This window comes from Mycobacterium botniense, assembly GCF_010723305.1.
GTDB lineage: Bacteria > Actinomycetota > Actinomycetes > Mycobacteriales > Mycobacteriaceae > Mycobacterium > Mycobacterium botniense.
Window position 1 is genome coordinate 184,532 of the sequence record NZ_BLKW01000004.1, and the last position, 23,885, is coordinate 208,416.

The following is a 23,885-nucleotide window of genomic DNA, read 5'->3' on the forward strand; positions in this document are numbered from 1 at the left end:
TTAGCTGGCGGTTGGATACTTCTGGTCGAGGGCCAGGTTGAGCGCTAATACGTTTACCCGGGGTTCCCCGAGGAAGCCCAGGTCGCGGCCATGTTGGACCTGCCGCACCAGATCACGGACCTGATCGGGAGTGATGTGGCGGGCGGCGGCGACCCTGGCGACCTGGATCTCGGCGTAGGCCGGGGAAATGTCGGGGTCCAGGCCGCTGCCGCTTGCGGTGACGGCATCGGGCGGCACCGCCGGTGGTTGGGTTGTTATGCCCTCGACGGGCACGATCTGGCCGAGGGCATAGTTTTCGCCGTAGCGTGCGCACTCGACGGGAACGCCCTCGTAGCTGAGCAGAAACGGCCGGGGGGTGGTGGTGCAGGGCTCGTTGACGCTGATGACGCGGGTCGGATGCACCACAGTGCCGTGCGCGTCACGCGGGCCGATCACCGACAGCACGGCGCCGACCCCGCCCGGGGTGCAGAACGGCCGCGAGCCGTTGACATGCTCGAGGTCACCGACGGCCTTACTGCGCGAACACACCTGGGTGAGCAGGCTCGGCTTGAATCCGGCGTCGGCCGGTGTGGCGCCGGCTGCCAGCTTGGCCGGGTCGGCGGGGATGTCGACGATGCTTTCCGGCCCGAGGTTGCTGGCACCGCTTGTCAGCGGGTCATAGCCGACTGCTGAGGGCCGGGGCTGAAAATACTGCGCCAGGGGGCGGCCGGCGCGGTCGGTGAATGGCTGGGCGATCAGCCTGCTGCCGACCGGGTTGCCCGCGGCGCTGGCGAGAGAGCCTTCGGCGTGCGAATGCAGGCCGGGCAACTGGGCGATTAGCCAGATCAGTATCGGATACCCGGCGCCGAGGATGACGGTGAGGACAACGAGCGCGCGCAGCGCCGCCCAGTGCTGGCGCAATAGGCCGGTGCGGTTCATCTCACGACATCCCGGGAAGCAGTTGAATCAGTAGGTCGATGAGTTTGATGCCGATGAACGGGGTGATGATGCCGCCTAATCCGTAGCGGTAAAGGTTGCGGCTGAGCAGTTTCGACGCGCTGGCGGGTGTGTAGCGCACACCGCGCAAGGCCAGCGGAATCAGCGCAGCGATCACCAGTGCGTTGAAGATGACCGCCGACAGAATCGCTGACTGCGGGCTGTGCAACCGCATCACGTTCAGTAGGTCCAGACCCGGGAACAGCGCCACAAACATCGCCGGGATGATCGCGAAATACTTGGCGATGTCGTTGGCGATGGAGAAGGTCGTCAGCGCCCCGCGGGTGATCAGCAGCTGTTTGCCGATCTCGACGATCTCGATCAGTTTGGTGGGGTCGGAGTCCAAGTCCACCATGTTGCCGGCCTCTTTGGCTGCGGTGGTGCCGGTGTTCATCGCCACACCGACGTCGGCCTGCGCCAGCGCAGGAGCATCGTTGGTGCCGTCGCCGGTCATCGCGACGAGCCGGCCGCCTGCCTGCTCACGTTTGATCAGCATCAGCTTGTCTTCGGGGGTGGCTTCGGCGAGGAAGTCGTCGACACCAGCCTCGTCCGCGATCGCCTTGGCGGTCAGCGGATTGTCACCGGTGATCATCACCGTGCGAATACCCATGCGACGCATGGCGGCGAACCGGTCGCGCATGCCGCGTTTGACGACGTCTTTGAGATGGATCACGCCGAGCACTTCCGCCTTTTGCCCGTCGGCGTCCGCGCTGACTCGGCCCACGACAAGCGGGGTCCCGCCGGCGGCGCTGATGCCGTCCACGATCCGGCCGAGCGCGGTGGGCACAATACCGCCGTGGCTGCGCACCCACTCGGCGACCGCGTTGGCGGCACCCTTGCGCAGTCGGCGGCCGTCGATGTCGACACCGGACATCCGGGTGGTGGCAGAAAATGCCACCCAGGACGCGTCGGTCAGCTCCCCGGGTTCTCGCGCCCGTATCCCGTAGGTTTCTTTGGCATACACCACCACCGACCGGCCTTCCGGTGTTTCGTCGGCCAGGCTGGCCAGCTGAGCGGTGTCGGCGAGCTCCTCGGGGGTGACCCCGCCGACCGGGATGAACTCCGCCGCCTGCCGGCTGCCGAGCGTGATCGTTCCGGTCTTGTCCAGCAACAAGGTGTTGACATCCCCGGCGGCCTCGACGGCGCGTCCGGACATGGCCAGCACGTTGCGCTGGACCAGCCGGTCCATCCCGGCGATGCCAATAGCCGACAGCAGCGCACCGATCGTGGTGGGAATCAGGCATACCAGCAGCGCTACCAAGACGATCCCGGCGACTCCGTCACCGCCGAGGGCCACCGTATCGGGCACGCCCGGATTGTCGGCCTTGGAGTAGATCGCCAGCGGCTGCAGGGTTGCCACCGCGAACACGAAGATGAGGCTCAACGCCGCCAGCAGGATGTTGAGCGCGATCTCGTTCGGCGTCTTTTGCCGATTGGCGCCCTCGACTAGGGCGATCATCCGGTCCACAAAGCTTTGGCCGGGCTTTTGGGTGATCTTGACCACGATACGGTCCGAGAGCACGATCGTCCCGCCGGTCACCGCTGAGCGATCGCCACCGGATTCGCGGATCACCGGCGCCGATTCGCCGGTGATAGCCGATTCATCTACCGACGCAATACCTTCCACCACGTCGCCGTCGCCGGGGATGATTTGGCCGGCTTCGACCACGACGATATCGCCTTGCTGCAACAGCGACGCGGGGACCTGCTCCTCAACACCGGGGGCACCGGGCGACCAATCGCGCAGGCGGCGTGCGATGGTGTCGGCCTTCGCTTTTCGCAGCGTGTCGGCCTGTGCCTTGCCTCGCCCTTCGGCGACCGCCTCGGCCAGGTTGGCGAACAGCACTGTCAGCCATAACCAGAACACCACGAGCCAGCCAAACCAGCTGGGCTTGCCCACCGCCAATATGGTCGACCACACCGCGCCGACCTCGACGATGAACATTACCGGGTTGCGCCACAGGGTGCGCGGATCGAGTTTGCGCAGCGCAGCAGGCAGCGACCGGAACACCATCGCGGGATCGAGCAAACCACCGCGCACCGGCTCAGCTACGGAATCCTGTGTGGTCGCACGCATATCAGTGAACCCCTTCAGCCAGAGGTCCCAGCGCCAGCGCGGGCAGAAAAGTCAGGGCGACCAGGATAGCGGTGACCGCGACAACCAGGCCCACGAACTGAGGTTTGTGGGTGGGCAGCGTGCCGAGGGACACCGGCGCCCGGCCCTGACGGGCCAGCGAACCAGCCAGCGCCAGCACCAGGATCATCGGCACGAAGCGGCCCAGCAGCATCGCCAGGCCCAGGGCGGTGTTATACCACACGGTGTTGCCCGCCAAACCCGCGAACGCTGAGCCGTTGTTGTTCGCCGGGGAGGTGAACGCATAAAGCACTTCGGACAAGCCGTGCGGTCCGGTATTGAGCATGGCGGCGCGTTCACCCGGCAGCGCCATCGCGATCGCGGTGCCCAGCAGCACAATTAGCGGGGTGACCAGGAAATAGCTTGCTGCGAGCTTGATCTCGCGCGCAGCGATTTTCTTACCGAGGTATTCGGGTGTGCGCCCGACCATTAACCCGGCAACAAATACGGTGATCACTGCCAAGATGAGCATGCCGTAGAGGCCCGAACCGACACCACCCGGCGCGACCTCGCCCAGCTGCATGTTGAACATGGTCATCAGCCCGCCCAGGCTGGTGTAGGAGTCGTGAGACGAGTCGACGGCGCCGGTGGACGTCAGCGTGGTCGCATCGGCGAAAACCGCGGAATTGGCAACCCCGAAGCGCTGTTCGACTCCTTCCAGCGCCGCGCCCGCTGCCGTGGGTACGGTGCCGTGGTGGCGCACCTGAAACAGCGTGATCAGGGTGAGGCTGATGGCGGCCATGACCCCCATCACCGCGACGATCGCATATCCCTGTTTGGTGTTGCCCACCATCCGCCCGAAGGTGCGCGGCAGCGAAAAGCCGATCACCAGAATCAGAAAAACCTCCACCCAGTTGGTCCACGGGGTGGGATTCTCGAACGGGTGCGCGGAGTTGGCGTTGTAAAATCCGCCGCCGTTAGTGCCGAGCTCTTTGATCACCTCCTGACTGGCCACCGGTCCACCGGTGATTATCTGGCGAGAACCCGCCAGCGTGTGGACAACCTGGTCGTTCAGGTGGAAGTTCTGGACGACGCCGCCGGCGATCAAAACGACCGCGCCTAGGCACGCGATAGGCAACAGGATGCGCAGCGTGCCGCGCACCAGATCCACCCAGAAGTTGCCGAGTTCGATGCTGTGTTGCCGGGCGAAACCGCGTACGAAGGCGACAGCAACCGCCATACCGACCGCGGCGGACGCGAAGTTCTGCACCGCCAGGCCGGCCATCTGCACCAGATAGCCCTGTGTGGATTCCCCGGCGTAGTTCTGCCAATTGGTGTTCGTCACGAAGCTGACGGCGGTGTTCCAGGCCAACGCCGCAGTCATCGGTGTCGCCGGATGATGCAAGTGCAGCGGGAGCCACTGCTGCACAAGCTGCATAGTGAACAAGAACACGATGCCGACCGCGGAAAACGCCAAAACGCTCCGGGCATAGGCAGTCCAGGTCTGCTCAGAGCTTGGGTTGGCGCCGATCAGTCTGTAGATGAGAATCTCTGTGCGCGAGTGCTTTTGGGAACTATAGACACGGTACATGTAATCGCCCAGCGGTACATGCACAACGGCTAGCGCCACCGCAAGCACCGCAAAAAACACAAATTGGGCTGCTGTGCTACTCACTAGAACTTTTCCGCTGCCAGTAACGCGGCCACAAGCAGCAGGGTAACCAGAACGGCCAGCGCCAGCCCGATCGCATTAACGATAGTCACAGCCTCTCCATCAACTTCAAGCTGACGTGGAGCAGCGCAAACACCATCATCGTCAACAGCAGATACGCCATCACCGACATATCTAGCCTCCGTTCACGACCGGTCGACCCTCGCAAGACGTACAGACACCGTCAGCACGACCTTGGCGAGCTGCACTGCAACGACATTAAGTCGGAAGGGGAGCCGGTGGGAGCTTCGTTGACGTTTTCTTTACGGGTCGAGCTGCCGCTTTTATGGGGATTCTCTGGCTAACCCCGTGATCGGGGCAGAAAGCCTCAGCGTTGCTGCTCGATCATGGGCAGCCGGACGCGGAAAACAGTCTGCCCCTCATCACTCTCGGCTGTTACGCACCCATTGTGTGCTTTCACGATTGACGCCACGATGGCCAGTCCCAAGCCGTTGCCCGAACTGTCGGATCGAGACGTGTCCGCACGCACGAATCGCTCGAAGAGGTGCGGAAGCAGGTCGGGGTCGATGCCGGGCCCGTCGTCGGCCACTGTCAATTCGGCGTAGGGCGGGTCAGTGCCATTCCGGTGGCGAGCGATCGCCGTAGTCACCGTGACGCCGGCCGGAGTATGCACCCGCGCATTGCTCAGCAAGTTGGTGACGAGTTGGTACAGTCGGTCCCGGTCCCCCCGTACCCACACGGGATCGACCGGTAAACTTTTGATCCAGCGATGTGTAGGCGCCGCGACCGCTGCGTCATTCACGGCGTGCAGGACCAGATCAGTCAGGTCGACATCGTCGGATTGCAGGTCTTCGCCTTCGCCCAGGCGTGACAACAGCAGCAGCTCCTCGACCAGCGATGTCATGCGCCGCGCTTCCGATTCGATGCGGGCCAGCGCGTATTCGGTGGTCGGCGGCAGCGCAGCGCTGTCTTGTCGGGTCAGCTCGGCGTAGCCTTGAATCGCGGCCAAAGGGGTGCGCAGCTCGTGGCTGGCGTCAGTGATGAACTGCCGCATCCGCCGGTCGGATTCGGCGCGATGCGCCAGTGCGCTGTCCACGTTGTCCAACAGCCGATTCAACGTATTACCAACGATTCCGACTTCGGTGTCTGGATCGGTGTCCTGCGGCCGCACTCGGGCGGTGATCCGATGGTCGCCACCGGTCAGGGGCATGCTGGCGACCTCCGTTGCTGTCGCAGCAACACGACGCAGCGGGCGCAGCGCATAGCGAACCACCGAAATTGTGAGCGCTGCCGTAATCAGCAATGCAGCCACGAAAAGTGCTGTAGCGCTGACTATTCTACGTGACACGGTTCGGTTTGCGAGTTCCAGCGACACGCCAACCACAAGGCGGTCGTCATGGACGGCGCGGCTGGCGACGCGGTACGGGCCCAGGCTGCCCAGTTCCTCGGTGCGGGGCGGACCGTCGTGCCAGGGTTGCGCTTGCAGAGCGCGAACCGCATCGTCGGGAGCGGGCTTCGGCTCATCTTGGGAGAAGACCGCCGACGCGATCACCACACCGTTGTGCAGCACCGCGATGACGTTGCCCTCGTTCTGACCGGTAAATCCCAGCAGTGCCTGCCGAAGGCTCAGTGCGCCGGTGCGTGCCGCCGGGCTTTCACGGAATCTGGCGTACGAGCGGTCCAGCGCAGCCAGCGATTCGGAAACCTCCGCGTCGCTCATCGCGGTGACATACTCGCGCAAGCTTACCACGGATACCACACACATCGCCGCCAACACCACGCTGACGACAGCTAACACGCCCAGCAACAACTGTCGGCGCAAAGTTTTCGGTCGCCAGCATACCGGGGTGCCTGCGCGTGTCATTCCGCCGGTCGTATCATGTACCCGACGCCGCGCACCGTGTGGATCATTGGCGCCCAGTCGGCGTCAATCTTCTTGCGCAGATACGAGATGTAAAGATCGACAATGCTGGTACGTCCGGCAAAATCGTAGTTCCACACTCGGTCCAGGATCTCGGCGCGGCTCAGCGCCCGGCGCGGATGCCGCATCAGGAAGCGCAGAAGTTCGAACTCGGTTGCGGTGAGCGACACGCGCCTACCAGCGCGCCTGACTTCCCGGCTCGCGCTATCCAACGTGAGGTCGCCGACTTTGAGGGTCTCGTCGGCGGGTGGGGCCAGATGACCGGAACGGCGCAGCAATCCGCGCAGCCGGGCCACGAGTTCTTCCAGGCTGAACGGCTTGGTCATGTAATCGTCGGCACCTGCGGTTAGGCCGGTGACCCGGTCCAACACCGAATCACGGGCGGTGAGGAACAGAGTGGGTGTGTAGGAGTCGGATTCACGAACGCGGTCCAGGATCTCCAGTCCGTCCAGATCCGGGAGCATGATGTCAAGGACGAGCACATCGGGGCCGGTCTCGTCGAATTTGGCGAGGGCTTGCCGCCCGTTGTGGGCGACGTCGACAGCCCAACCCTCGTAGCGCAGGGCCATCGTAACCAGGCTGGTCAGTGCTGGCTCGTCGTCGACCAGCAAGACCCGTATCGGCGAACCATCGGGACGGCTGATGCGGGGCAACTGGCCGAGGATGGCCGGACGCGGGCGCTGATCACGTGCATATCCCGACGTTGCGGTCATGTTCCTACATTCTCCCGAGTGCATATCTGGTTGTCACGGGTTTCATAGCGTTTTCAAATGTTGCTCCTGCTGGTGGCGCATGCGTCCAGTGCCAGATATGCGGTTTCTATGCGTCACGCCGGAATCCTTGGCAGAGATCAGAACGAAAAATAGTGTGAGTCAGTGTAATTGCTGAGAATTACCAGTCCGCAATCGTTTCGTTGACAAGCTGATAGCTTGTGCACGAACAACATTCGTCTACTTCGATCACAGGGAAAACGCAGTAGCGATGAGTTCGATATTTCGGTGGCAGGCCAGCGGTGGCGACAAGCAGTGATGCGTAAAAGACCTGAGAGCCAATGCTATTCGTGACATTTTTGCTGCCCTCGGGTCCGGGAATGCAACGAGTTGTCAGCGGCCCGGCAGGGAATCGGGTTTGCGACGTGCGTCACAGATGCGGCCACCGGACCGCTTAAGCGATCACGGCGACTGAAACAGGAGGTCAAGAGAAATGGATTTCGGTGCATTACCTCCGGAGATCAACTCTGCGCGGATGTACGCCGGCCCGGGTGTGGAGCCGATGCTGGCAGCCGCGGCGGCCTGGGACGACCTCGCCGCCGGCCTGTACTCGGCGGCGGTCTCGTCCCGGTCGGTGATTACCGCACTGGTGGACAGGACCTGGCAGGGCGCGGCGGCGTCGACGATGGCCGCTGCGGCGGCGCCCTATGTGAGCTGGATAACCGCCACCGCCGCCCACTGCGAGCAGGTGGCGAATCACGCCAGGGCGGCCGCAAGTGCTTTCGAGACGGCTTTCGCCATGACTGTGCCGCCGCCGGTGGTCGCGGCCAACCGCGCGCAGCTGACGGCATTGGTGGCGACAAACATTCTGGGGCAGAATGCCCCGGCAATCGCGGTCACCGAGGCGCAATACGGCGAAATGTGGGCCCAAGACGCCGCCGCTATGTACGGGTATGCCAGCAACTCGGCAGCAGCCGCGACATTGCCACCGTTCACTTCGCCGCAGCCCGCTGCTCACCGCAGTGGGTTGGCCGGACAGGCCGTCGCCGTGGCTGGAGCCGCCGGTGCCGCGACTGGCACTCGCACGCACACGGCAATCCCGGCTGTATCCGCGATACCCCGGGCCCTGCAGGGACTGTCGTCTCCCGCTGCGCCTACTGCGGGACTATCGCAGTCGCTGGTGTCGTCGGGGGCTTCCTGCGCCGGATATGCACCGGCCGGCGTACTACCGGGGCTCACCGGGGCATCGGGTAAAAGCGCCCTCAAAAGCGCCGGGAAGGGCGCCGCTGCGGGTGCGGCCTTGTCATCACCGCTGGCGGCCGCGTCCAGTGGGCAGTCGATCGGCCTGGCCGAGGACACCGCGGGCTTCGGCATGGATGCGGCAGGCTTCGCCGGACTCGACGGGGGCGGTGTCGGTCTGGACACGATCGGTGTCGGGCTTGAGTTGTTGGGCGCCGACGAGCTGACCGAATCCGGTGGGCTGGGGCCGCTGGGAGTCGTGCCGCCGGGGGTAGGCGGGGGAGTCGGGTTAGCACCCTTGGGTGGCTTGGGTGCTGCCGCGGCGCACATGGGGCAGGCAGGTTCGCTGGGCATCATGTCAGTGCCGCAGGGCTGGGGCGAACTGCTTTCGGCAGCGACGATGGGCCCGGCGAGCGCGATGCCCTTACCGCCCGGTGGTCTCGGGGCCGTCTCCGCGGCAGCGGCAGGCAAGTCGAGCATTCCCACCATGTCGATACCGGGTCTGGCCGGCCGTGAGGTCGTTGGGGGCGTTCCTCAAATCGGGTTTCGTCCCAGAGTGATCGGCCATTCGGTGTCCACCGGGTAACGAGTTCTAGTGATCAGCACACACACCATGGCCGCACCCCGTCGGGGTGCGGCCATGGTGTGTGGCTTGGTCAGGCCCAGCTGGAGCCGACGGCGGCGTCGGTGTCGGCCATATTGGAGCCGGCGGTCTGCACCTTGGCACCATGGGCATTGGCCTGCTCGTAGATCACCTGAAAGTTGCGACCCAACTCGGTGATGAACTGCTGGCAAGCCGCCGAACCGGCACCACCCCAAAAATCCCCAGCCGCAAGCACATCACGCACAATCGCCTGATGCTCAGCCTCCAACGCCATCGCCTGAGCACGAATCGTGGCGCCATGCGCATCCACATCACCAAACTGATAATTAATCGTCATAACCCAAAACTCCTCTGCCCTAGCTGCTCAACAACTGCTGAGAGGCCTGCTCCTGAGCCTCATAATTATTCGCGTCACGAATCAGCCCATCACGCACCCCATGCAACATATTCACAATGTTGCGAAACGCCTGATGCATCTGACCCATCGTGTCATACGACGTCATCTGCGCGGTCCCGCTCCACCCGGCACCGGCAATATTCTGCGACGACGCCCACATCTTGCGGGCCTCATCCTCCACCGTCTGAGCGTGCACATCAAAACGCCCAGCCATCGCCCGCATCTGATGCGGATCCGTCATAAAACGCGCAGGCACCCTACTCACTCCTTTACTTGTTCGGGGTTGGCGAGCGGCTACTGTGATACCGGGACACTACGACACGATGGTAAACGGTTGGCGTCTAAGAGGTGGCGTAATTTCTTTTTTCAGTGTGTTTCCGTGCGCGGTCCTGGCTGTCATCCGGCAGCCACGGGGCGTGCCATCACTGTCGGCTTGAAACCGTATCGCGGCGCGCCGAAGCCGAAGTTGCGGTTGCCCATACCGCCCGTCGGTATACCGGGCGGCATGGCCGCCAGGTGGGTTTCGGGGGCCGCAGCCCAGCCGGTGCCTTGTGACGCGGAAGCCGCGGCACTTGCCGGGGTTGTCGCGGCCCAACTCGGCGGTACCGTCAGTGCCCCGACCATCGACGCGTGGCCTATCCCGGCGCTCACCGCCGAAGTGCTGGCGCTGGCCGAACCGGCCGCACCGCCTCCCAGCGCGCCCAGGGCGCTGAGCGGACCGCTGGGAGCGAGCAAGGCCCCAAGGCCGCCGCCGAGAGGTCCGACCGGACCGCCGGCCGCGTTTCCACCCGGCCCGGCGAAGTAACCAATCATGTTCGGGATCAACGTCGACGGTATATACATCATGGCTGTTGCGCTTCCGGAGGAAAGGCCGTTCAAAACCACCGACGGGTAGTCCGTCGACGCGCTGGCAGATCCCAGAGCTGCCAGGATCGCGCCGATACCGCCCAGCCTCGATGACGCCGGGGCAGTGGATGACGCCGGCGATGACATGCTCTGCAGCACGCTGGGTAGTGTCGACATGAATTGCGCGATGTGAGTTTGGGTTTGAGCACCCCCCGCGCTGGCGGCGGCCTGGGCAACCACGGCGGCTTGCCCGGCGATCCCAACCGGGTTGGTGGTTTGTGTTGGGGAGGTGAATGGCGTCAACTGCGAGGCGGTGGCCGAACTCGCGGCGTAACCGTACATGGCCGCGGCATCCTGGGCCCACATCTCGGCGTAGTGGGCCTCGGTGGCCATAATCGCCGGCGTGTTTTGGCCCAGGAAATTCGTCGCGACCAACGCCGCCAGCTGAGCGCGGTTCGCCGCGACAACTGACGGCGGGACTGTCATCGCAAACGCTGCCTCGTATGCGGCCGCTGCAGCGGTGGCCTGGGTGGCCGCTTTCTGCGCTTGCGCAGCGGTGGTGCTCATCCAGGCCACATAGGGGGCGGCCGCGGCGGCCATCGACACCGATGCTGGGCCCAGCCACTCTTCGCCAGTCAGCCCGGAGATCACAGACTGGTAACCCGTTGCCGCCGAGGCTAACTCAGCAGCCAGGCTGTTCCAGGCCGAGGCCGCCACCATCATCGGCGCCGCTCCCGGACCGGCGTACATGCGCGCAGAGTTGACCTCTGGGGGTAGTGCTCCGAAATCCATTGTTTTCAGCCTTTTTAACGTGTTGTAGCGGCGTTAGCGGCCTCGGTGACCGCATACGAACCGGCGCTGGCGCCCAAGGTGTTGACGAACATCTCGTGAATTGCCGCGGCTTGGCTACAGACCGCCTGGTACATGTGAGCGTGTGCAACGAATTGCGCTGCCGTCAACGCTGATACCTCGTCTGCGGCAGCGGGAACCACGCCGGTCGTTGGTGCAGCCGCAGCGGCGTTTTGGGCCGCCATCGCCGAGCCGATTCCCTGTAAGCTGCCTGCCGCTGCTGTCAGCGCCTCAGGCTGTGTGGTGACAAACGACATCAAACCCTCCTGAAAACCAAGCGACCCCACCGCAGACCTGGTCGCTACGGTGCTGTCGCACGAGAGATGGCACGGTTCCCACTGTGACGCGGGGGCAACCCGAAGTGATAGGTCATTAACCGCTTTTTAACAACAGGTGCCGATATTTAACACAGTGATGTCGTCTTAATCTGGCTCTCGCGTCGAAAGGCCTCGTCTGTCGAACCACGAATGTTGATGCGCCGGCGGGCGCGTCGAGGGTGCCAGGGCCGCAGTCGACTCAAGCGCCGCTCGCAGCTCCCGAGCACCGAGCACCCGGCACGGCTGTTCTAATCGCCGCCGCACCGTACCGGTGGCGAGCGGGCACCGGCGGGCCCGGCGCTCCTCGATGTGGTCGGCATCATCGGGTGCGGTTCCGGCAAGCTCGACGGAACGCGAAGGTCGGCAGTGTTTTTCACATCACATGGAACTCGGATGCAGTCAGCTACCCGTCGTGAAAAGCTGAAGGGGTTGTTGAGCAAGCGATTTAGGTTTCGCCGAGGAAGACGTGCGACGCAGCACGCCGGATCACGCCGACTGTGCAGCGCTCCCTGAGACCGGGCAGCCCGGTCCGCTTTGACGCAGGGGCGCCGAGCTTCGCCATGCGCCGGCGATGAGCTGCGCGCCGCGCTGATCTGCGCCATGCACCAGTGACACGGAGCGAAACCGGCTCCCGGCTGGGCGAACAGCAGTGTGTCGAAGAGTAAGGACTCGAGGCAGCACTGCGGCGGCGGCTCGGCACACTACATCCAACCCGTCCAACCCGAACTGGGTTGCGGCCGGATCGGTGTGCGCGACATTTAACTACCCGGCGCGTCAGCTGATCCGGCTGGACGCACCGCACGGGCCGGCACACACGACACTGTCAGCACGGCTCGGGCCACCCTCGGTCCGGGGGGTCAGCTGCCGATGACCTGTCTCGTATCGTGCCCCGGCGCGGCCGCCTCCAGCGGTGCGGCCAGTCGCGGCCCCTGCTTCAGGGTTCGACGTGACGGCAGCGGGTGAGCGGCCGTCACGTCACACCAAGACTTTTTTGGGCATGATCGTGGGCTTGAACCCGTATCGGGGAGTTCCGAAGCCGAAACCTCCCCGCCCTGCTGACGGCGGCGATGACATTCCGGCCGGCACGCCAGCCACCGAGGTGCCTTCGTCGGCGGCCGCGGTCCAGCCGGTGCCTGCCAGCGTGACGGCGCCGGTGCCGCCCGGCGCCGCTGCAGACCAGCTTGCCGGCACCGACAGCCCGCCCAGTGCGGGAGCCGAGCCCATGGCGGCCAGCACCGGAGAGTCGACGAAACCGGCAGCGCCCGCCGGGCCGGCCGCGCTTGCCAGCACCATTCCGCCACTCAGACCGGCCCCGTCCAGGGGGGTGACGTCGGAGACAGTGAACCCCGCTGGCGCGGCGGCAATGAAATGTCCGAGGAGCGGGAATGTCGCTGTCATCATGGCGACGTTCCAGGCCAGAGTGACTCCCACGTTGTAGATGACATTGGAAACGAACGGAATACCAAGAAAATTGTTGATCGCGTTTGCCATGGCCCCGATCGGGGATGATTCGACAGCCGATGCGAGCGGGGAGGCAAGGCTTTCCACTGCACTGGGCAGTTCGGAGATCAGCCCGATCAACCCGGTTTGATTGCTGGTGGCGCTGGCAGCGGCGTGTGTGACGGCGGCGGCTTGCCCAGCGAGACCGGCAGGATTGGTGACATGGTTCGGGGAGGTGAGCGGCGTCAGTTTCCCGGCGGCGGCTGAGGAGGCCGCGTAGCCGTACATGGCGGCAGCGTCCTGGGCCCACATCTCGCCGTATTGGGCTTCGGTGGCCGCGATCGCAGGAGTGTTTTGGCCCAGGAAGTTGGTGGCCACCAGGGCGGCCAGCTGAGCGCGGTTTGCCGCGATCACCGCCGGGGGCACCGTCATCGCGAACGCGGACTCGTAGGCTGCTGCCGACGCGGCGGCTTGCCCGGCGGCGTGCTGAACCTGCGCGGCCGTGGATGTCATCCACGCGATATACGGTGCGGCCGCGGTGGCCATCGATGTCGACGCCGGGCCCAGCCATTCCTCCCCGCTCAGTTCTGCGAGCACCGATTGGTACGAGTCCGCCGCCGTCGCCAACTCGTCGGCCAGGCTGGTCCAGGCCGACGCAGCAGCCATCAGCGGGCCCGACCCGGGACCGGAGTAGATGAGAGCGGAGTTCACCTCGGGTGGTAGCGCTGCGAAATCCATGGGGTCGATGTGCTCCTCGTTACGTTTGCTGGTGATCGGCTGGCCGCTAGACGACCGCCGGTTTGGGCATGACCGTGGGTTTGACGCCATAGCGCGGCGTGCCGAAGCCCAAGCCGCCACGGCCGGCCGACGGCACTGACGGCATGCTGGTCGGCATGGTCGCCACCGGGGCGGCGTGCGGCGCGGCAGTGGTCCAGCCGGCGCCCACCAATGTCGCCGGGGCGGGGCTCGGCGCCGGGACAGCCTCGGCGGCCCAGCTCGGTGGTACCGACAACCCCCCGATCGCTGACGCCTGGCCGACACCTGCCAACACCGGCATCGCACCGGGGCCACCTGACCCGGCCGAAGCGGCCGGCCCCACAGCACCCGCCAGCAGCGTTCCGTCCAGTCCCGTAGCGCCGGCCACGCCGCCGATCTCCTCACTTTCCCCGGCGAGGGCGGTAAGAAGGCCGCCACCGCCCAGCGCGATGACGTCGGAATACGCGGAGGCAAAATTCCCCATCTCGCTCATCACCACAGAGGTCATCGCACCCGAGGGACCCAGGGGCCCGGTATTACCAAGGAACCCGGTGAAGGCGCTCCAGGCCGCCGAAATTGCGCTGGACGGCGAGCCGGACCCGGTCAGCCCGCCCAGGATTCCGCCGAGCCCAGACAAGCCCGACCCGGCCGCCGCAGAGTTAGCCGCCTCGGTGGTCTCGTAGGACGCGGCGCTGACACCCAGAGTGTGCACGAGCATCTCATGGATGGCGGTGGCCTGGGCGCTGATCTGCTGGTAGAGCTGGCCATAAGCGGAAAACAGCGCGGCCTGCAGCACGGACACCTGGTCAGCGGCCGCGGGGACCACCGCTGTGGTCGGTGCTGCGGCTGCGGCGTTTTGCGCGGTCACCGCCGAACCGATACCGGCCAACTTGCTCGCCGCGGCGGCGAGCGCTGCAGAGTGCACGGTCACAAAAGGCATCACGTTCTCCTTGGAAAGACGCTGCTGATGAATTCGTACCGCGCTGTACGGTCATGAGTTTCGCCGATAGTTTTCCACTACGAAGGGTGCAGTAACTATCTTTTAACGGCCATGCCTTGTGTGTTAACAGATTCGCGGGTTTCTGACGATGACGGTAATTGATCGCTAACATGACCGCCTCGTGCCATTAACAGTGAAATTTCGTTTACACGCCGTTGATGTTCAACGATGGAAAGTCCGACCGTGAGATTTCTTTAATAATTCGTTTACTATAGTGCCCGACCGGGGACGTGTGTTTGCTGCACCGTGTCTTCAGGACCTGAGTCCGCTGCCGGCACCGCACGCATGACGATGCGCCATATCACCGGCGGCTAGCGGTTATCGGCGATGTGTTGTCAGCTGCGACAAGCCTCCGGCCGACCGGGCACGGCAACGCCCGCTGTGGTGTTCAGTTCGCCCGGCGCGGCCGCGGGTGTGTCGGACGGTACGGTTAGACTCACCAACACATCGAGCGCCGGCCGGAAAATGCGCTGGCCTGAGCTACTGCGTTGGAAATACCGGAAGAGGGAGGGGCCAGGGGCGGATAGCACACGAACAGTTTTGTCATGGTGGCGACCATATTCCCGACATGATGCCGCGGGGCGTCGACGCCACGTGTCGCGGCAATTATGACGTCCCGACGACGAAAAGGCGAACCATAAAAATAGTTGACACGTGTTACATTTCTTGTGCCCGGGAGGCGCCGGGTGGGGCAGTGCCCTGGCGCGGTCGATCCGCGCTAGATTCACCGCCAAGCCCCCATAGCCCAATCGGCAGAGGCAGCGGACTTAAAATCCGTCCAGTCTGGGTTCGAGTCCCAGTGGGGGCACCTCAAAGGCACCCGCTTTGCCTTCGACTCACACTGTCGTTCAGCTGTGGAGCTGGCAAGGGTTGCCACCGCGGTGGCGAAAGAGGCCGAGCGGGCGCCCGGTGCCGCTGCAAGCACCGTGGTATTCGGCTTCCCCTCAAGCAATGAAAAACGTTGGGCCTCAGTAAAAAGTGAGCTCGCGAGTCGTTCAGTCGAATAAGAAGCCCACAAACGTGCGAACACCAACGCCTGAAGGTCGTTGATCACAACCGGGCGGCCCGCGTGACCGTCCGCCGCCGACAAGCTGCGCGATCCTATGTGGCGACGCTCGCCATCGAGCGTAATTCTCTTGCTACGCAAGGTAATTGGAAGAATAAGTCAACGTTGTCACCGTAAGCTCCCGCTGCGGTGCGACGCTCGTCATACCCACGGCTCGTCCCCGAAACGGGGCTGCCTGAAAAGAGCGCGACACCAGCGACCGAGCCGGTAACACCGATTTAACATTCCGTTCGAGGATGGTGAAACAGCGGTAACACGGCTGTAACCGTCGCGCTGCCAGAATGACAGCCATGAAAAGCTTACTCGTGCTGGCGAGCATCGCAGCCGCCGTCGGTCTGGCAGCCCCTGCGCAGGCCGAGCGCTCCGGTAACGACGCGGGATTTCTTGCCGCACTCGAGCAGGCGGGTCTTAGCCATCGCGGGCCGGACCGTGCTATCGCGGCCGGTAAAGCGGTGTGTGAGCTCATGGACAACGGTCTTTCTCCGATCGACACCGTCAACGCAGTGCGCACCACCAATCCCGGATTCACGGTTGAGCATGCTGCAAAATTTGCTGGCATCGCGGCCAGCGCGTACTGCCCCGAACATCTCTGACCGGGACCTGCGCGGAACGCGGGTCCGGCCGAGGCCGCAATCGACGCGCCGTCGCGCAGGTTAACGGATTTGTGCTGTATCCACAGCGGGACAGCCACTGCTCGTCTGTTCGAATTCGCGCTGTGCGGGGACAGTTCCGGGTCGCGATGGTGGCCGTAGCACAGCTCTGCTGTGATGTTCGCCTCGGACATGGCGCTGAGAGCCTGAGAAGATCTCATCGGCAGCGCGTTCCGCCGGGTGCGGCGACACTATGGGCGACACTATGACAGGTCAAGACTGCTGGTCGAACCCATTTCTGCGTGTGCTGCCGACTGAGATCCGATATGTTGCGAAAGGTTTTGCTCAAGCACATCTTGAGCCTGCAGCGTGGTGCAGGTAACACCCGTTGAAAAAGACGATCCTCTCAGCAGCGAATCCGGCCGCTACACTCGCGCGGAAGCAGCACCTGCGGATACGTACGGTCCCGAACCGGGCAGTCGGTGTGTCTGCGAATCTCGTGAACGTTTGCCGCCGACGAATGGAAAATGGCTGGGTAGCGATGTGAATGAGGGAATTGAAGTTGTCGGTCTGGCCGGCGGCGCCGAACGTCAGGTCGCGGCGGCACCGTTTGTCGACGCCGGCACCGGGTGGTGTTTCACCGTGGTCGCTGATGTCGCTGTGAACAACGGCCCTATCGGGGGGATGGACATCACTTCTGACGGTCGGCGCCTGGTGGTAACGAACCATGGTGCTCACAGCGTTTCGGTGGTCGACACCCGCACCTGCACCGTCGTCGACACCGTCGCCGGCACCCCCGAACCCTTTGCGGTTGCCATGAGCGAGGCCGCACCCGACCGGGCGCACATCAGCACCGCATCGCCGGCATATGACGCCATCGCGGCGGTCGATTTGTGCACCAGGACGGTTGCCGCGGTCTATCCGATCGCGCTCAGTGTGCGTGACCTGGCCATCGGCCCGGACGGACAGCGCGTCTACCTCAGCCGTACCGGAGTCGACTGCGCCGATGTGGCGATCCTCAACACCGGCTCAGGGCGAGTCGATGCGATCACCATCGCGGGTGCGCCAGGAACGACCCCGCAATGTTTGCGCATCAGTTCGGACGCGGAACGCTTGTACCTCGCGACCAACGGCCCATCCGGTGGTCGGATTGTCGTGATCGACGCATGCCGTCAACAGGCCGTTGACATTATCGAGATCCATCTGCCATTAGCGATGTCGCGCTCAGCCCTACGGGAGGCACCGCCTATGTTGCCCGTTGCGATGCGGACGCCGGGCCGGTGCTCGACCTCATCGACACCGGCACGCACCTGGTTACCGGCACATACTCGATACGCGGGCTTGGCGGCTTTCTCACCCAGCTCACACCAAGCAGCGACGGGGCGCGGGTCTACCTCACCGACACCGGCGGTGTTATGGTGCTGTCCACCCTGACCCACGACATCATCGGCAGCCTCGGTGTCGGTGGGGAGCCCTCATGTGTGGTCGAAAGCCCCGATGGAACCTGCCTGTACGTCGCCGACCACCGCGGCTCGGTCACCGTGGTAGCGATCGACGCGGTCAGCGCATCGAGTGCCGTCGACCCCGCCGACGGGGAATGCGCCGCCGGCGAATGTCGTCTGCCGGAGCGAGTGCGACTCTAGATCACAGCCAGGTGACCGGCGTTGGCCCACCGGTGGGTGATCCCCTGCGTGCGACCACATCTGACCAGGACATCTGCCAGGCGGTCTCGATAACGGCCGGTCCCAGAGCTAGCATCCCCACGTGACACAAGGTGACGCAGCGCCGAGGTGAGGCGGTCCATCCATGCATAGCACCATGCAGAACTACCCGTTGACGATCACCGCTATCCTCAGGCATGCCACCAGCGTCCACAGAGCGCGCCGCGTTACCGCCGCGACCGAGGGCGGTTACCGCCAGTGCAGCTACCGCGAGCTGGGGCAGCAGGCGGCACAGTTGGCAAACGTGTTGCGCCGCATCGGTATCACCGGCGACCAGCGGGTCGCCACATTCATGTGGAACAACATCGAACATCTGACGACGTATCTGGCCGTACCGGCGATGGGTGCGGTGCTGCACACCCTCAACATCCGGCTGTTCGCCGACCAGATCGCTTATATCGCCAATGAGGCCGGAGACGCGGTCATCGTGGTCGATATGTCGCTGGCCGCGCTGCTGGCGCCCATCCTGCCGCGTCTGGATAGTGTGCACACTGTGATCGCCGTGGGTGACGGCGACACCGCCCCGCTCGAGCACGGGCGTAAGACCGTGCTGCGCTACGCCGACGTGCTGGCACGAGAGTCCACCGAATTCAGTTGGCCGGATCTCGATGAGTACTCCGCGGCCGCGATGTGTTACACCAGCGGCACCACCGGCAACCCGAAGGGCGTCGTCTATAGCCATCGTTCAAGTTTCCTGCATGCCATGGCGGTGTGTACCTCTAACGGCATCGGGATCGGGTCAACCGATTGCGTGCTGCCCGTTGTGCCGATGTTCCACGCCAACGCATGGGGTCTGCCGTATGCGGCGTTGATGGCGGGTGCTGATCTGGTGCTGCCCGATCGCCACCTCGATGCCCGATCGTTGATCGGCATGATCGAGAAACTGCGGCCGACGGTTGCCGGCGCGGTTCCGACGATCTGGAACGACGTCATGCACTACTTGGAGAAAGATCCTGCCCACGACATATCGTCGCTTCGATTGGTGGCCTGCGGTGGTTCAGCGGTTCCGATGTCACTGATGCGCACTTTTGAAGAGAAATACGGTGTGCAGATTCGGCAATTGTGGGGCATGACCGAAACCTCGCCGATGGCCACCATGGCGTGGCCACCCCCGGGGACCCCGGACCACCAGCACTGGGCGCTGCGCGCAACCCAGGGGCAGCCGGTGTGCGGTGTCGAAGCCCGCATCGTTGACGACGACGGCACCGTGTTGCCCAACGACGGGAAGGCCGTCGGTGAACTGGAGGTTCGCGGCCCGTGGATTGCCGGCTCCTACTATTTGGGGCGCGACGAGTCCAAATTCGACTCCGGCTGGCTCCGCACCGGCGATGTGGGGCGTATCGACCCGCAGGGTTTCATCACGTTGACCGACCGCGCCAAAGACGTCATCAAGTCAGGCGGAGAATGGATCTCCTCGGTTGAATTAGAAAACGTGCTGATCGCTCACCCCGATGTGATCGAGGCCGCGGTAGTAGGGGTTCCCGACGAGCGCTGGCAGGAGCGGCCACTGGCTGTGATCGTGGCGAGGGAGGGCTCATCGGTCAGTGCCGAACAGCTGAGAGCCTTCCTCGCGGACAAGGTTGTTCGGTGGTGGTTGCCGGAGCGGTGGACCTTCGTCGATGCGATTCCGCGCACCAGCGTCGGCAAATTCGACAAGAAAGCCATTCGCGCACGGTATGCCCAGAACGACTACGCAGTAAGCGAGGTCCGCGACTGAGTACGCGACACGGTGCTTCTCGGCTGGTCGGGGAAGGAGAAAGGGGATCTCATGGGTCTGCGGGTCGTTCAGTGGGCGACCGGATCGGTCGGCGTGGCCGCGATCAAAGGGGTGCTGGAACATCCCGAGCTCGAACTGGCTGGATGCTGGGTGCATTCGGAAGCCAAAAGCGGTAAAGACGTCGGCGAGATCATCGGGACCGCGCCGTTAGGCGTGACGACCACCAACAACGTCGATGATGTGCTGGCGCTCGACGCCGACGCAGTGATCTACGCGCCGCTGCTGCCTAACGTCGAGGACGTCGCGGCACTGCTACGGTCGGGTAAAAACGTCGTCACCCCGGTGGGCTGGTTCTACCCGAGCGAGAAGGAGGCCGCCCCGCTGGAGGTCGCGGCACAGGCCGGAAATGCGACGCTGCACGGCGCGGGCATCGGACCCGGTGCGGTGACCGAACTGTTCCCCCTGATGCTGTCGGTGATGTCCACGGGTGTGACTTTTGTTCGCTCCGAAGAGTTTTCGGATTTGCGAACGTATGGAGCGCCGGATGTGCTGCGCTATGTGATGGGTTTCGGCGGAACACCGGAGAGTGCGTTGACCGGTCCGATGCAAAAGCTCCTGGACGGTGGGTTCATCCAATCGGTGCGGTTGTGCGTCGACAGGTTGGGGTTCGCCGCTGACCCCGAGATCCGCGCGTCGCAGGAGGTGGCTGTCGCAACCGCGCCGATCGACTCGCCGATCGGGGTGATCGAGCCCGGCCAGGTCGCCGGGCGTCGTTTCCACTGGGAGGCGCTGGTCGGCGACGAGGTCGTCGTACGGATCACCGTGAACTGGCTGATGGGTCAGCAAAACCTCGACCCGCCATGGTCTTTTGGGCCGGCGGGGGAACGCTACGAGATCGAAGTGCGCGGGAATCCGGACACTTTCGTCACCATCAAAGGGTGGCAACCGGACAGTGTCGAAGCAGGGTTGAAGAGCAACCCCGGCATCGTGGCGACCGCCGCGCACTGCGTGAACGCGGTTCCGGCGGTGTGCGCGGCCCCGGCGGGCATCCAAGGTTTCTTCGACCTGCCGCTTATCACCGGACGGTCCGCAGCCGGGCTAGCGCGTTGAGGGCACCGCGATCGCGGGTGCGCCCGTATGGGGCAACGGTGGTCCAGCTGGTGGGCTGAACTACCGTCGGGGTTATGTGTCGACTCTTCGCCCTTCACGCCGGCACCAACGTTGTCAAGGCAACGTTTTGGCTGCTCGATGCTCCGAACAACCTGGCCGTGCAGAGCAGAAGGAACCCGGATGGCACGGGGCTGGGTGTCTTCGATGCAGACGGACGGCCAGAGGTGCGCAAGCAGCCGATCGCGGCTTGGCAAGACATCGATTTCGCGCTCGAAGCTCATCACATGACCGGCACCACCTTCCTCGCCCATGTCCGCTACGCGACAGCGGGATCACATGACATTGTCAACACCCATCCCTTTATGCAGGACGGCCGGATCTTCGCCCACAACGGGGTGCTGGAACGCCTGGACCCGCTCGATGAACGTCTTCGCGAGCTTGGTACCGCCGGTCTGGTAGCCGGCCAGACGGATTCCGAGCGGGTATTCGCGCTGATTACCGCCTCGATCCGTGCTCGCGCCGGTGACGTGCCGGCCGGTCTGCTGGACGCCATGAGATGGTTGGCTGCCAATGTGCCGATCTACGCCGCCAACATCCTGCTGAGCACCGCTACCGATGTGTGGGCATTGCGCTACCCGGAGCCACACGAGCTGTATGTCTTGGACCGCCGGGAACGTGCGGTCGATCGAGCTTTTGAGTTGCGCACTAACCGGATTCGCGCACGTTCTGAACAGCTGGCAGTCGCGCCATCGGTGGTGTTCGCGAGTGAACCAATGGATGACGACCCGCGGTGGCGGCTGCTCTCGCCGGGAGAGTTGATCCACGTCGACGCCACGCTGCAGATCACCAGCCGCCTGGCACTACCGGATCCACCCGCGCACCAGCTGCGCCGAGAGGACCTGAGCCCGGCGGCGCAGGCGGCGCAGCATGAGTCGGTGTAACCGTGACAACCAGGTGCGCTCTCGTGTTCGGAGGCGGTGGAGTAGCGGGAATCGCTTGGGAGATTGGCATTCTGCGCGGTATCGCCGACGAGTCGCCGGAAGTGGCCCGGCGGCTGCTTGATTCTGAGGTGCTGGTCGGGACGTCGGCCGGTTCCGCGGTGGCGGCTCAGGTCAGCAGCGGGACCGCGCTTGAGGATCTGTTCACCCGGCAAGTCGCTGAAACGTCTGCTGAGCTTGATCCCGGTGTTGGCGTGGATCAGGTGACCGCGCTTTTTCTGGCCGCCATGGCCGCACCGGACACCACGGCCGCGCAGAAGCGGCAGCGCATCGGAGCGATGGCGTCGACCGCCGAAACCGTGGCCGGGCCGATCCGTCACGAGGTGATCGCCCGCCGGCTGCCGTCGCACGAGTGGCCGGACCGGGCGGTGCGGATCACCGCTATCGACATCGCCACCGGAGAGCGGGTTGTCTTCCACCGCGACTCCGGCGTCGAGCTGGTCGACGCGGTGGCAGCCAGTTGCGCGGTGCCCGGCGCGTGGCCGCCGGTGAGAATCGGGCACCGGCGATACATGGACGGCGGCATCGGCAGCTCGATCAACCTTGACGTCGCCGGTGATTGTGAACTGGCGGTTGTGCTGGTTCCCATGGCCGCGTCGGCGCCATCACTATTCGGCCCGGGCCCGGCAGCCGAGATCGCGGCATTCGCCGGCAGGGCGTTGGGTGTGTTCGCTGACGACGACGCGGTGGCAGCGTTCGGGACCAACCCGCTGGATCCCCGGTGCCGCGTGGCCTCGGCGGTCGCGGGACGTGCGCAGGGCCGGCGTGAGGCCGCGAGAGTGGAGGGGTTCCTGGGCGTCTAACGGTCGACCGTAGGTGGTGGGGCTTCGTCCGTCACGGCTTCGTGAGTATCCAAGACGCGCGCGGCCAGTACCCGGCCGGCATCGATCACCTCGGCCGCGCGGTGGAATTCCAAGCTGCGGCACGTCGACCGGGGCACCTCGATCAGCACGTCGGGCGGGTAGGCGGCGAGGGTGTGACGCGCCAGCGCGGCCTGTGCGATGTCAATGGTGCGGTTCATCACCTCGAAGGTGCCGAGTCTGGGCACGTCGGGCTCCTCGGCGGCACTGAGGGGGGTCCCGTCGCCGATATCGGACTCGCTGTCGGATTCCGGCGCCGGCGCCCCGAACCGGCTCAGCACCGCGCGCGCCGCCGGCCGATCCAGCAGCAACCGTGCAGCGGTGACGTCGAAGAGCGCAGACGTGCTGCGCAGCATGCGGTGAAGCCATTCCGGTGTGGCGCGGGTCTCGGCGTCGCGGCTTCCGGGTGTCTCGCTGCCGCTGAGACTTACCGCGATGGTGAGATCGGCATTGGTTGCGGCTATCGGCGCCATCGGCAGCGGATCCAGGATTCCCCCGTCGGCGAGCAGCCGGCCCTCGGCGGCGTATGGGGCAATCACCCCGGGTATCGCTATGGAGGCCCGGATGGCTTCGCCGACACGGCCTCGCTGCAGCCACACTGACTTGCCGGCCAACAGATCGGTCGCCACCGCGGTGTATGGAATTGGCAACTGTTCGATGCTGACCGGGCCGAGAATGTCGTTGACTGCATCCAGGATTTTATCAGCGCGCAACACTCCGGCGGCGCTGATGGATGGGTCGAGTAGGCGCAGAATCGTGCGTTGTGTCAACGACTTTGCCCACTCAGTGAATTCGTCGAGCTTGCCCGCTGCGTGCAGCCCGCCGACCAGTGCGCCCATCGATGAACCGGCGATGCCCACCACACGGTAGCCGCGAGCATGCAGCTCCTCGATCACCCCGATGTGGGCGTACCCGCGAGCGCCACCGCTGCCCAGTGCCAGGGCGACGCGGGTCGGTGATGAGCTGCCCGCCCGCATCGCAGCGCTGTGGGGCGAGCCGGTGACACGCACTGCATCGGGCTGC

21 protein-coding genes and 1 tRNA gene are annotated in these 23,885 nt (G+C 64.6%); 9 read left to right on the forward strand and 13 right to left on the reverse strand.

The genetic code is table 11. From position 1 onward, the window contains the following. From G6N08_RS11085 to G6N08_RS11110, 6 genes are all read right to left on the reverse strand, one after another. A complete protein-coding gene (locus tag G6N08_RS11085; RefSeq protein WP_163757267.1) occupies positions 1–918 on the reverse strand; it encodes a potassium-transporting ATPase subunit C in 918 nt (305 codons plus the stop codon). Between the two features lies 1 nt (position 919). Then, positions 920–3,052 (reverse strand): potassium-transporting ATPase subunit KdpB, encoded by a 2,133-nt coding sequence (gene kdpB, locus G6N08_RS11090; RefSeq protein ID WP_163757269.1) that lies wholly within the window; start codon positions 3,050–3,052, stop codon positions 920–922. Between the two features lies 1 nt (position 3,053). Further along, entirely contained in the window at positions 3,054–4,724 is a 1,671-nt protein-coding gene (gene kdpA, locus G6N08_RS11095; protein ID WP_163757271.1) for a potassium-transporting ATPase subunit KdpA, read from the reverse strand. Further along, complete coding sequence (locus tag G6N08_RS11100; protein WP_163757273.1) at positions 4,724–4,813, reverse strand: K(+)-transporting ATPase subunit F; 90 nt, start codon at positions 4,811–4,813, stop codon at positions 4,724–4,726. The genes kdpA and G6N08_RS11100 overlap by 1 nt, the downstream gene beginning before the upstream one ends. Before the next feature lie 275 nt (positions 4,814–5,088). Continuing rightward, entirely contained in the window at positions 5,089–6,585 is a 1,497-nt protein-coding gene (locus G6N08_RS11105) for a sensor histidine kinase (protein ID WP_163757275.1), read from the reverse strand. Continuing rightward, entirely contained in the window at positions 6,582–7,355 is a 774-nt protein-coding gene (locus G6N08_RS11110; RefSeq protein ID WP_163757277.1) for a response regulator transcription factor, read from the reverse strand. The genes G6N08_RS11105 and G6N08_RS11110 overlap by 4 nt, the downstream gene beginning before the upstream one ends. A gap of 490 nt (positions 7,356–7,845) precedes the next feature. On the opposite strand from G6N08_RS11110, the gene G6N08_RS11115 reads away from it, so the two are divergent. Next, the gene (locus tag G6N08_RS11115; protein WP_163757279.1) at positions 7,846–9,177 is read left to right on the forward strand and encodes a PPE family protein; all 1,332 of its coding nucleotides are present in this window, start codon (positions 7,846–7,848) and stop codon (positions 9,175–9,177) included. A 70-nt stretch (positions 9,178–9,247) separates the two neighbouring features. On the opposite strand, the gene G6N08_RS11120 is transcribed toward G6N08_RS11115, so the two are convergent. The 6 genes from G6N08_RS11120 to G6N08_RS11145 all read right to left on the reverse strand — a co-directional run bounded on the left by G6N08_RS11120 (position 9,248) and on the right by G6N08_RS11145 (position 14,740). Then, positions 9,248–9,532 (reverse strand): WXG100 family type VII secretion target, encoded by a 285-nt coding sequence (locus G6N08_RS11120; protein ID WP_163757281.1) that lies wholly within the window; start codon positions 9,530–9,532, stop codon positions 9,248–9,250. Between the two features lie 19 nt (positions 9,533–9,551). Beyond that, positions 9,552–9,848: a WXG100 family type VII secretion target gene (locus tag G6N08_RS11125; RefSeq protein ID WP_163757283.1), complete on the reverse strand. Its 297-nt coding sequence runs from the start codon at positions 9,846–9,848 to the stop codon at positions 9,552–9,554. A 140-nt stretch (positions 9,849–9,988) separates the two neighbouring features. Further along, positions 9,989–11,230 carry a PPE family protein gene (locus tag G6N08_RS11130; RefSeq protein WP_163757286.1) on the reverse strand — a complete coding sequence of 414 codons (1,242 nt, stop codon included), beginning with the start codon at positions 11,228–11,230 and terminating at the stop codon, positions 9,989–9,991. A gap of 14 nt (positions 11,231–11,244) precedes the next feature. Further along, positions 11,245–11,544, reverse strand: a complete 300-nt coding sequence (locus tag G6N08_RS11135) for a PE family protein (protein ID WP_163757288.1) — start codon at positions 11,542–11,544, stop codon at positions 11,245–11,247. Between the two features lie 1,035 nt (positions 11,545–12,579). Next, complete coding sequence (locus G6N08_RS11140) at positions 12,580–13,782, reverse strand: PPE family protein (RefSeq protein ID WP_163757290.1); 1,203 nt, start codon at positions 13,780–13,782, stop codon at positions 12,580–12,582. Between the two features lie 46 nt (positions 13,783–13,828). Continuing rightward, positions 13,829–14,740 carry a PPE family protein, SVP subgroup gene (locus tag G6N08_RS11145; protein ID WP_163757291.1) on the reverse strand — a complete coding sequence of 304 codons (912 nt, stop codon included), beginning with the start codon at positions 14,738–14,740 and terminating at the stop codon, positions 13,829–13,831. A 794-nt stretch (positions 14,741–15,534) separates the two neighbouring features. Between G6N08_RS11145 and G6N08_RS11150 the strand changes: the two genes are divergently transcribed. The 8 genes from G6N08_RS11150 to G6N08_RS11185 all read left to right on the forward strand — a co-directional run bounded on the left by G6N08_RS11150 (position 15,535) and on the right by G6N08_RS11185 (position 22,805). Further along, positions 15,535–15,608, forward strand: a tRNA-Leu gene (locus G6N08_RS11150). A 548-nt stretch (positions 15,609–16,156) separates the two neighbouring features. Then, positions 16,157–16,459, forward strand: coding sequence for a DUF732 domain-containing protein (locus G6N08_RS11155; protein WP_163757292.1), 303 nt, complete (start codon positions 16,157–16,159; stop codon positions 16,457–16,459). A gap of 540 nt (positions 16,460–16,999) precedes the next feature. After that, complete coding sequence (locus tag G6N08_RS11160; RefSeq protein ID WP_163757293.1) at positions 17,000–17,890, forward strand: YncE family protein; 891 nt, start codon at positions 17,000–17,002, stop codon at positions 17,888–17,890. Beyond that, positions 17,872–18,099, forward strand: coding sequence for a YncE family protein (locus G6N08_RS11165; protein ID WP_163757294.1), 228 nt, complete (start codon positions 17,872–17,874; stop codon positions 18,097–18,099). The genes G6N08_RS11160 and G6N08_RS11165 overlap by 19 nt, the downstream gene beginning before the upstream one ends. A 163-nt stretch (positions 18,100–18,262) precedes the next feature. Continuing rightward, on the forward strand, positions 18,263–19,894 hold the full coding sequence (locus G6N08_RS11170; RefSeq protein WP_163757295.1) for a long-chain fatty acid--CoA ligase: 1,632 nt from the start codon (positions 18,263–18,265) through the stop codon (positions 19,892–19,894). A gap of 51 nt (positions 19,895–19,945) precedes the next feature. Then, positions 19,946–21,004 carry an NAD(P)H-dependent amine dehydrogenase family protein gene (locus G6N08_RS11175; protein WP_163757297.1) on the forward strand — a complete coding sequence of 353 codons (1,059 nt, stop codon included), beginning with the start codon at positions 19,946–19,948 and terminating at the stop codon, positions 21,002–21,004. Positions 21,005–21,078: 74 nt separating this feature from the next. Next, the gene (locus tag G6N08_RS11180; protein ID WP_163757299.1) at positions 21,079–21,945 is read left to right on the forward strand and encodes a class II glutamine amidotransferase; all 867 of its coding nucleotides are present in this window, start codon (positions 21,079–21,081) and stop codon (positions 21,943–21,945) included. Between the two features lie 2 nt (positions 21,946–21,947). Next, on the forward strand, positions 21,948–22,805 hold the full coding sequence (locus G6N08_RS11185) for a patatin-like phospholipase family protein (protein WP_163757302.1): 858 nt from the start codon (positions 21,948–21,950) through the stop codon (positions 22,803–22,805). On the opposite strand, the gene G6N08_RS11190 is transcribed toward G6N08_RS11185, so the two are convergent. Further along, positions 22,802–23,839 (reverse strand): patatin-like phospholipase family protein, encoded by a 1,038-nt coding sequence (locus G6N08_RS11190; protein WP_163760481.1) that lies wholly within the window; start codon positions 23,837–23,839, stop codon positions 22,802–22,804. The genes G6N08_RS11185 and G6N08_RS11190 overlap by 4 nt on opposite strands. Positions 23,840–23,885: the final 46 nt, after the last annotated feature.

What these genes read in the sequence shown, in the direction of transcription:
- G6N08_RS11170 (WP_163757295.1), top strand. Translation starts at nt 18,263, where the DNA reads ATGCATAGCACCATGCAGAACTACCCGTTGACGATCACCGCTATCCTC.
- G6N08_RS11115 (WP_163757279.1), top strand. Translation starts at nt 7,846, where the DNA reads ATGGATTTCGGTGCATTACCTCCGGAGATCAACTCTGCGCGGATGTAC.
- G6N08_RS11145 (WP_163757291.1), bottom strand. Translation starts at nt 14,740, where the DNA reads ATGCCTTTTGTGACCGTGCACTCTGCAGCGCTCGCCGCCGCGGCGAGC.
- G6N08_RS11175 (WP_163757297.1), top strand. Translation starts at nt 19,946, where the DNA reads ATGGGTCTGCGGGTCGTTCAGTGGGCGACCGGATCGGTCGGCGTGGCC.
- G6N08_RS11085 (WP_163757267.1), bottom strand. Translation starts at nt 918, where the DNA reads ATGAACCGCACCGGCCTATTGCGCCAGCACTGGGCGGCGCTGCGCGCG.
- G6N08_RS11190 (WP_163760481.1), bottom strand. Translation starts at nt 23,839, where the DNA reads ATGCGGGCGGGCAGCTCATCACCGACCCGCGTCGCCCTGGCACTGGGC.
- G6N08_RS11165 (WP_163757294.1), top strand. Translation starts at nt 17,872, where the DNA reads ATGGTGCTGTCCACCCTGACCCACGACATCATCGGCAGCCTCGGTGTC.
- G6N08_RS11130 (WP_163757286.1), bottom strand. Translation starts at nt 11,230, where the DNA reads ATGGATTTCGGAGCACTACCCCCAGAGGTCAACTCTGCGCGCATGTAC.
- G6N08_RS11180 (WP_163757299.1), top strand. Translation starts at nt 21,079, where the DNA reads ATGTGTCGACTCTTCGCCCTTCACGCCGGCACCAACGTTGTCAAGGCA.
- G6N08_RS11105 (WP_163757275.1), bottom strand. Translation starts at nt 6,585, where the DNA reads ATGACACGCGCAGGCACCCCGGTATGCTGGCGACCGAAAACTTTGCGC.
- kdpB (WP_163757269.1), bottom strand. Translation starts at nt 3,052, where the DNA reads ATGCGTGCGACCACACAGGATTCCGTAGCTGAGCCGGTGCGCGGTGGT.
- G6N08_RS11120 (WP_163757281.1), bottom strand. Translation starts at nt 9,532, where the DNA reads ATGACGATTAATTATCAGTTTGGTGATGTGGATGCGCATGGCGCCACG.
- G6N08_RS11135 (WP_163757288.1), bottom strand. Translation starts at nt 11,544, where the DNA reads ATGTCGTTTGTCACCACACAGCCTGAGGCGCTGACAGCAGCGGCAGGC.
- G6N08_RS11140 (WP_163757290.1), bottom strand. Translation starts at nt 13,782, where the DNA reads ATGGATTTCGCAGCGCTACCACCCGAGGTGAACTCCGCTCTCATCTAC.
- G6N08_RS11110 (WP_163757277.1), bottom strand. Translation starts at nt 7,355, where the DNA reads ATGACCGCAACGTCGGGATATGCACGTGATCAGCGCCCGCGTCCGGCC.
- G6N08_RS11155 (WP_163757292.1), top strand. Translation starts at nt 16,157, where the DNA reads ATGAAAAGCTTACTCGTGCTGGCGAGCATCGCAGCCGCCGTCGGTCTG.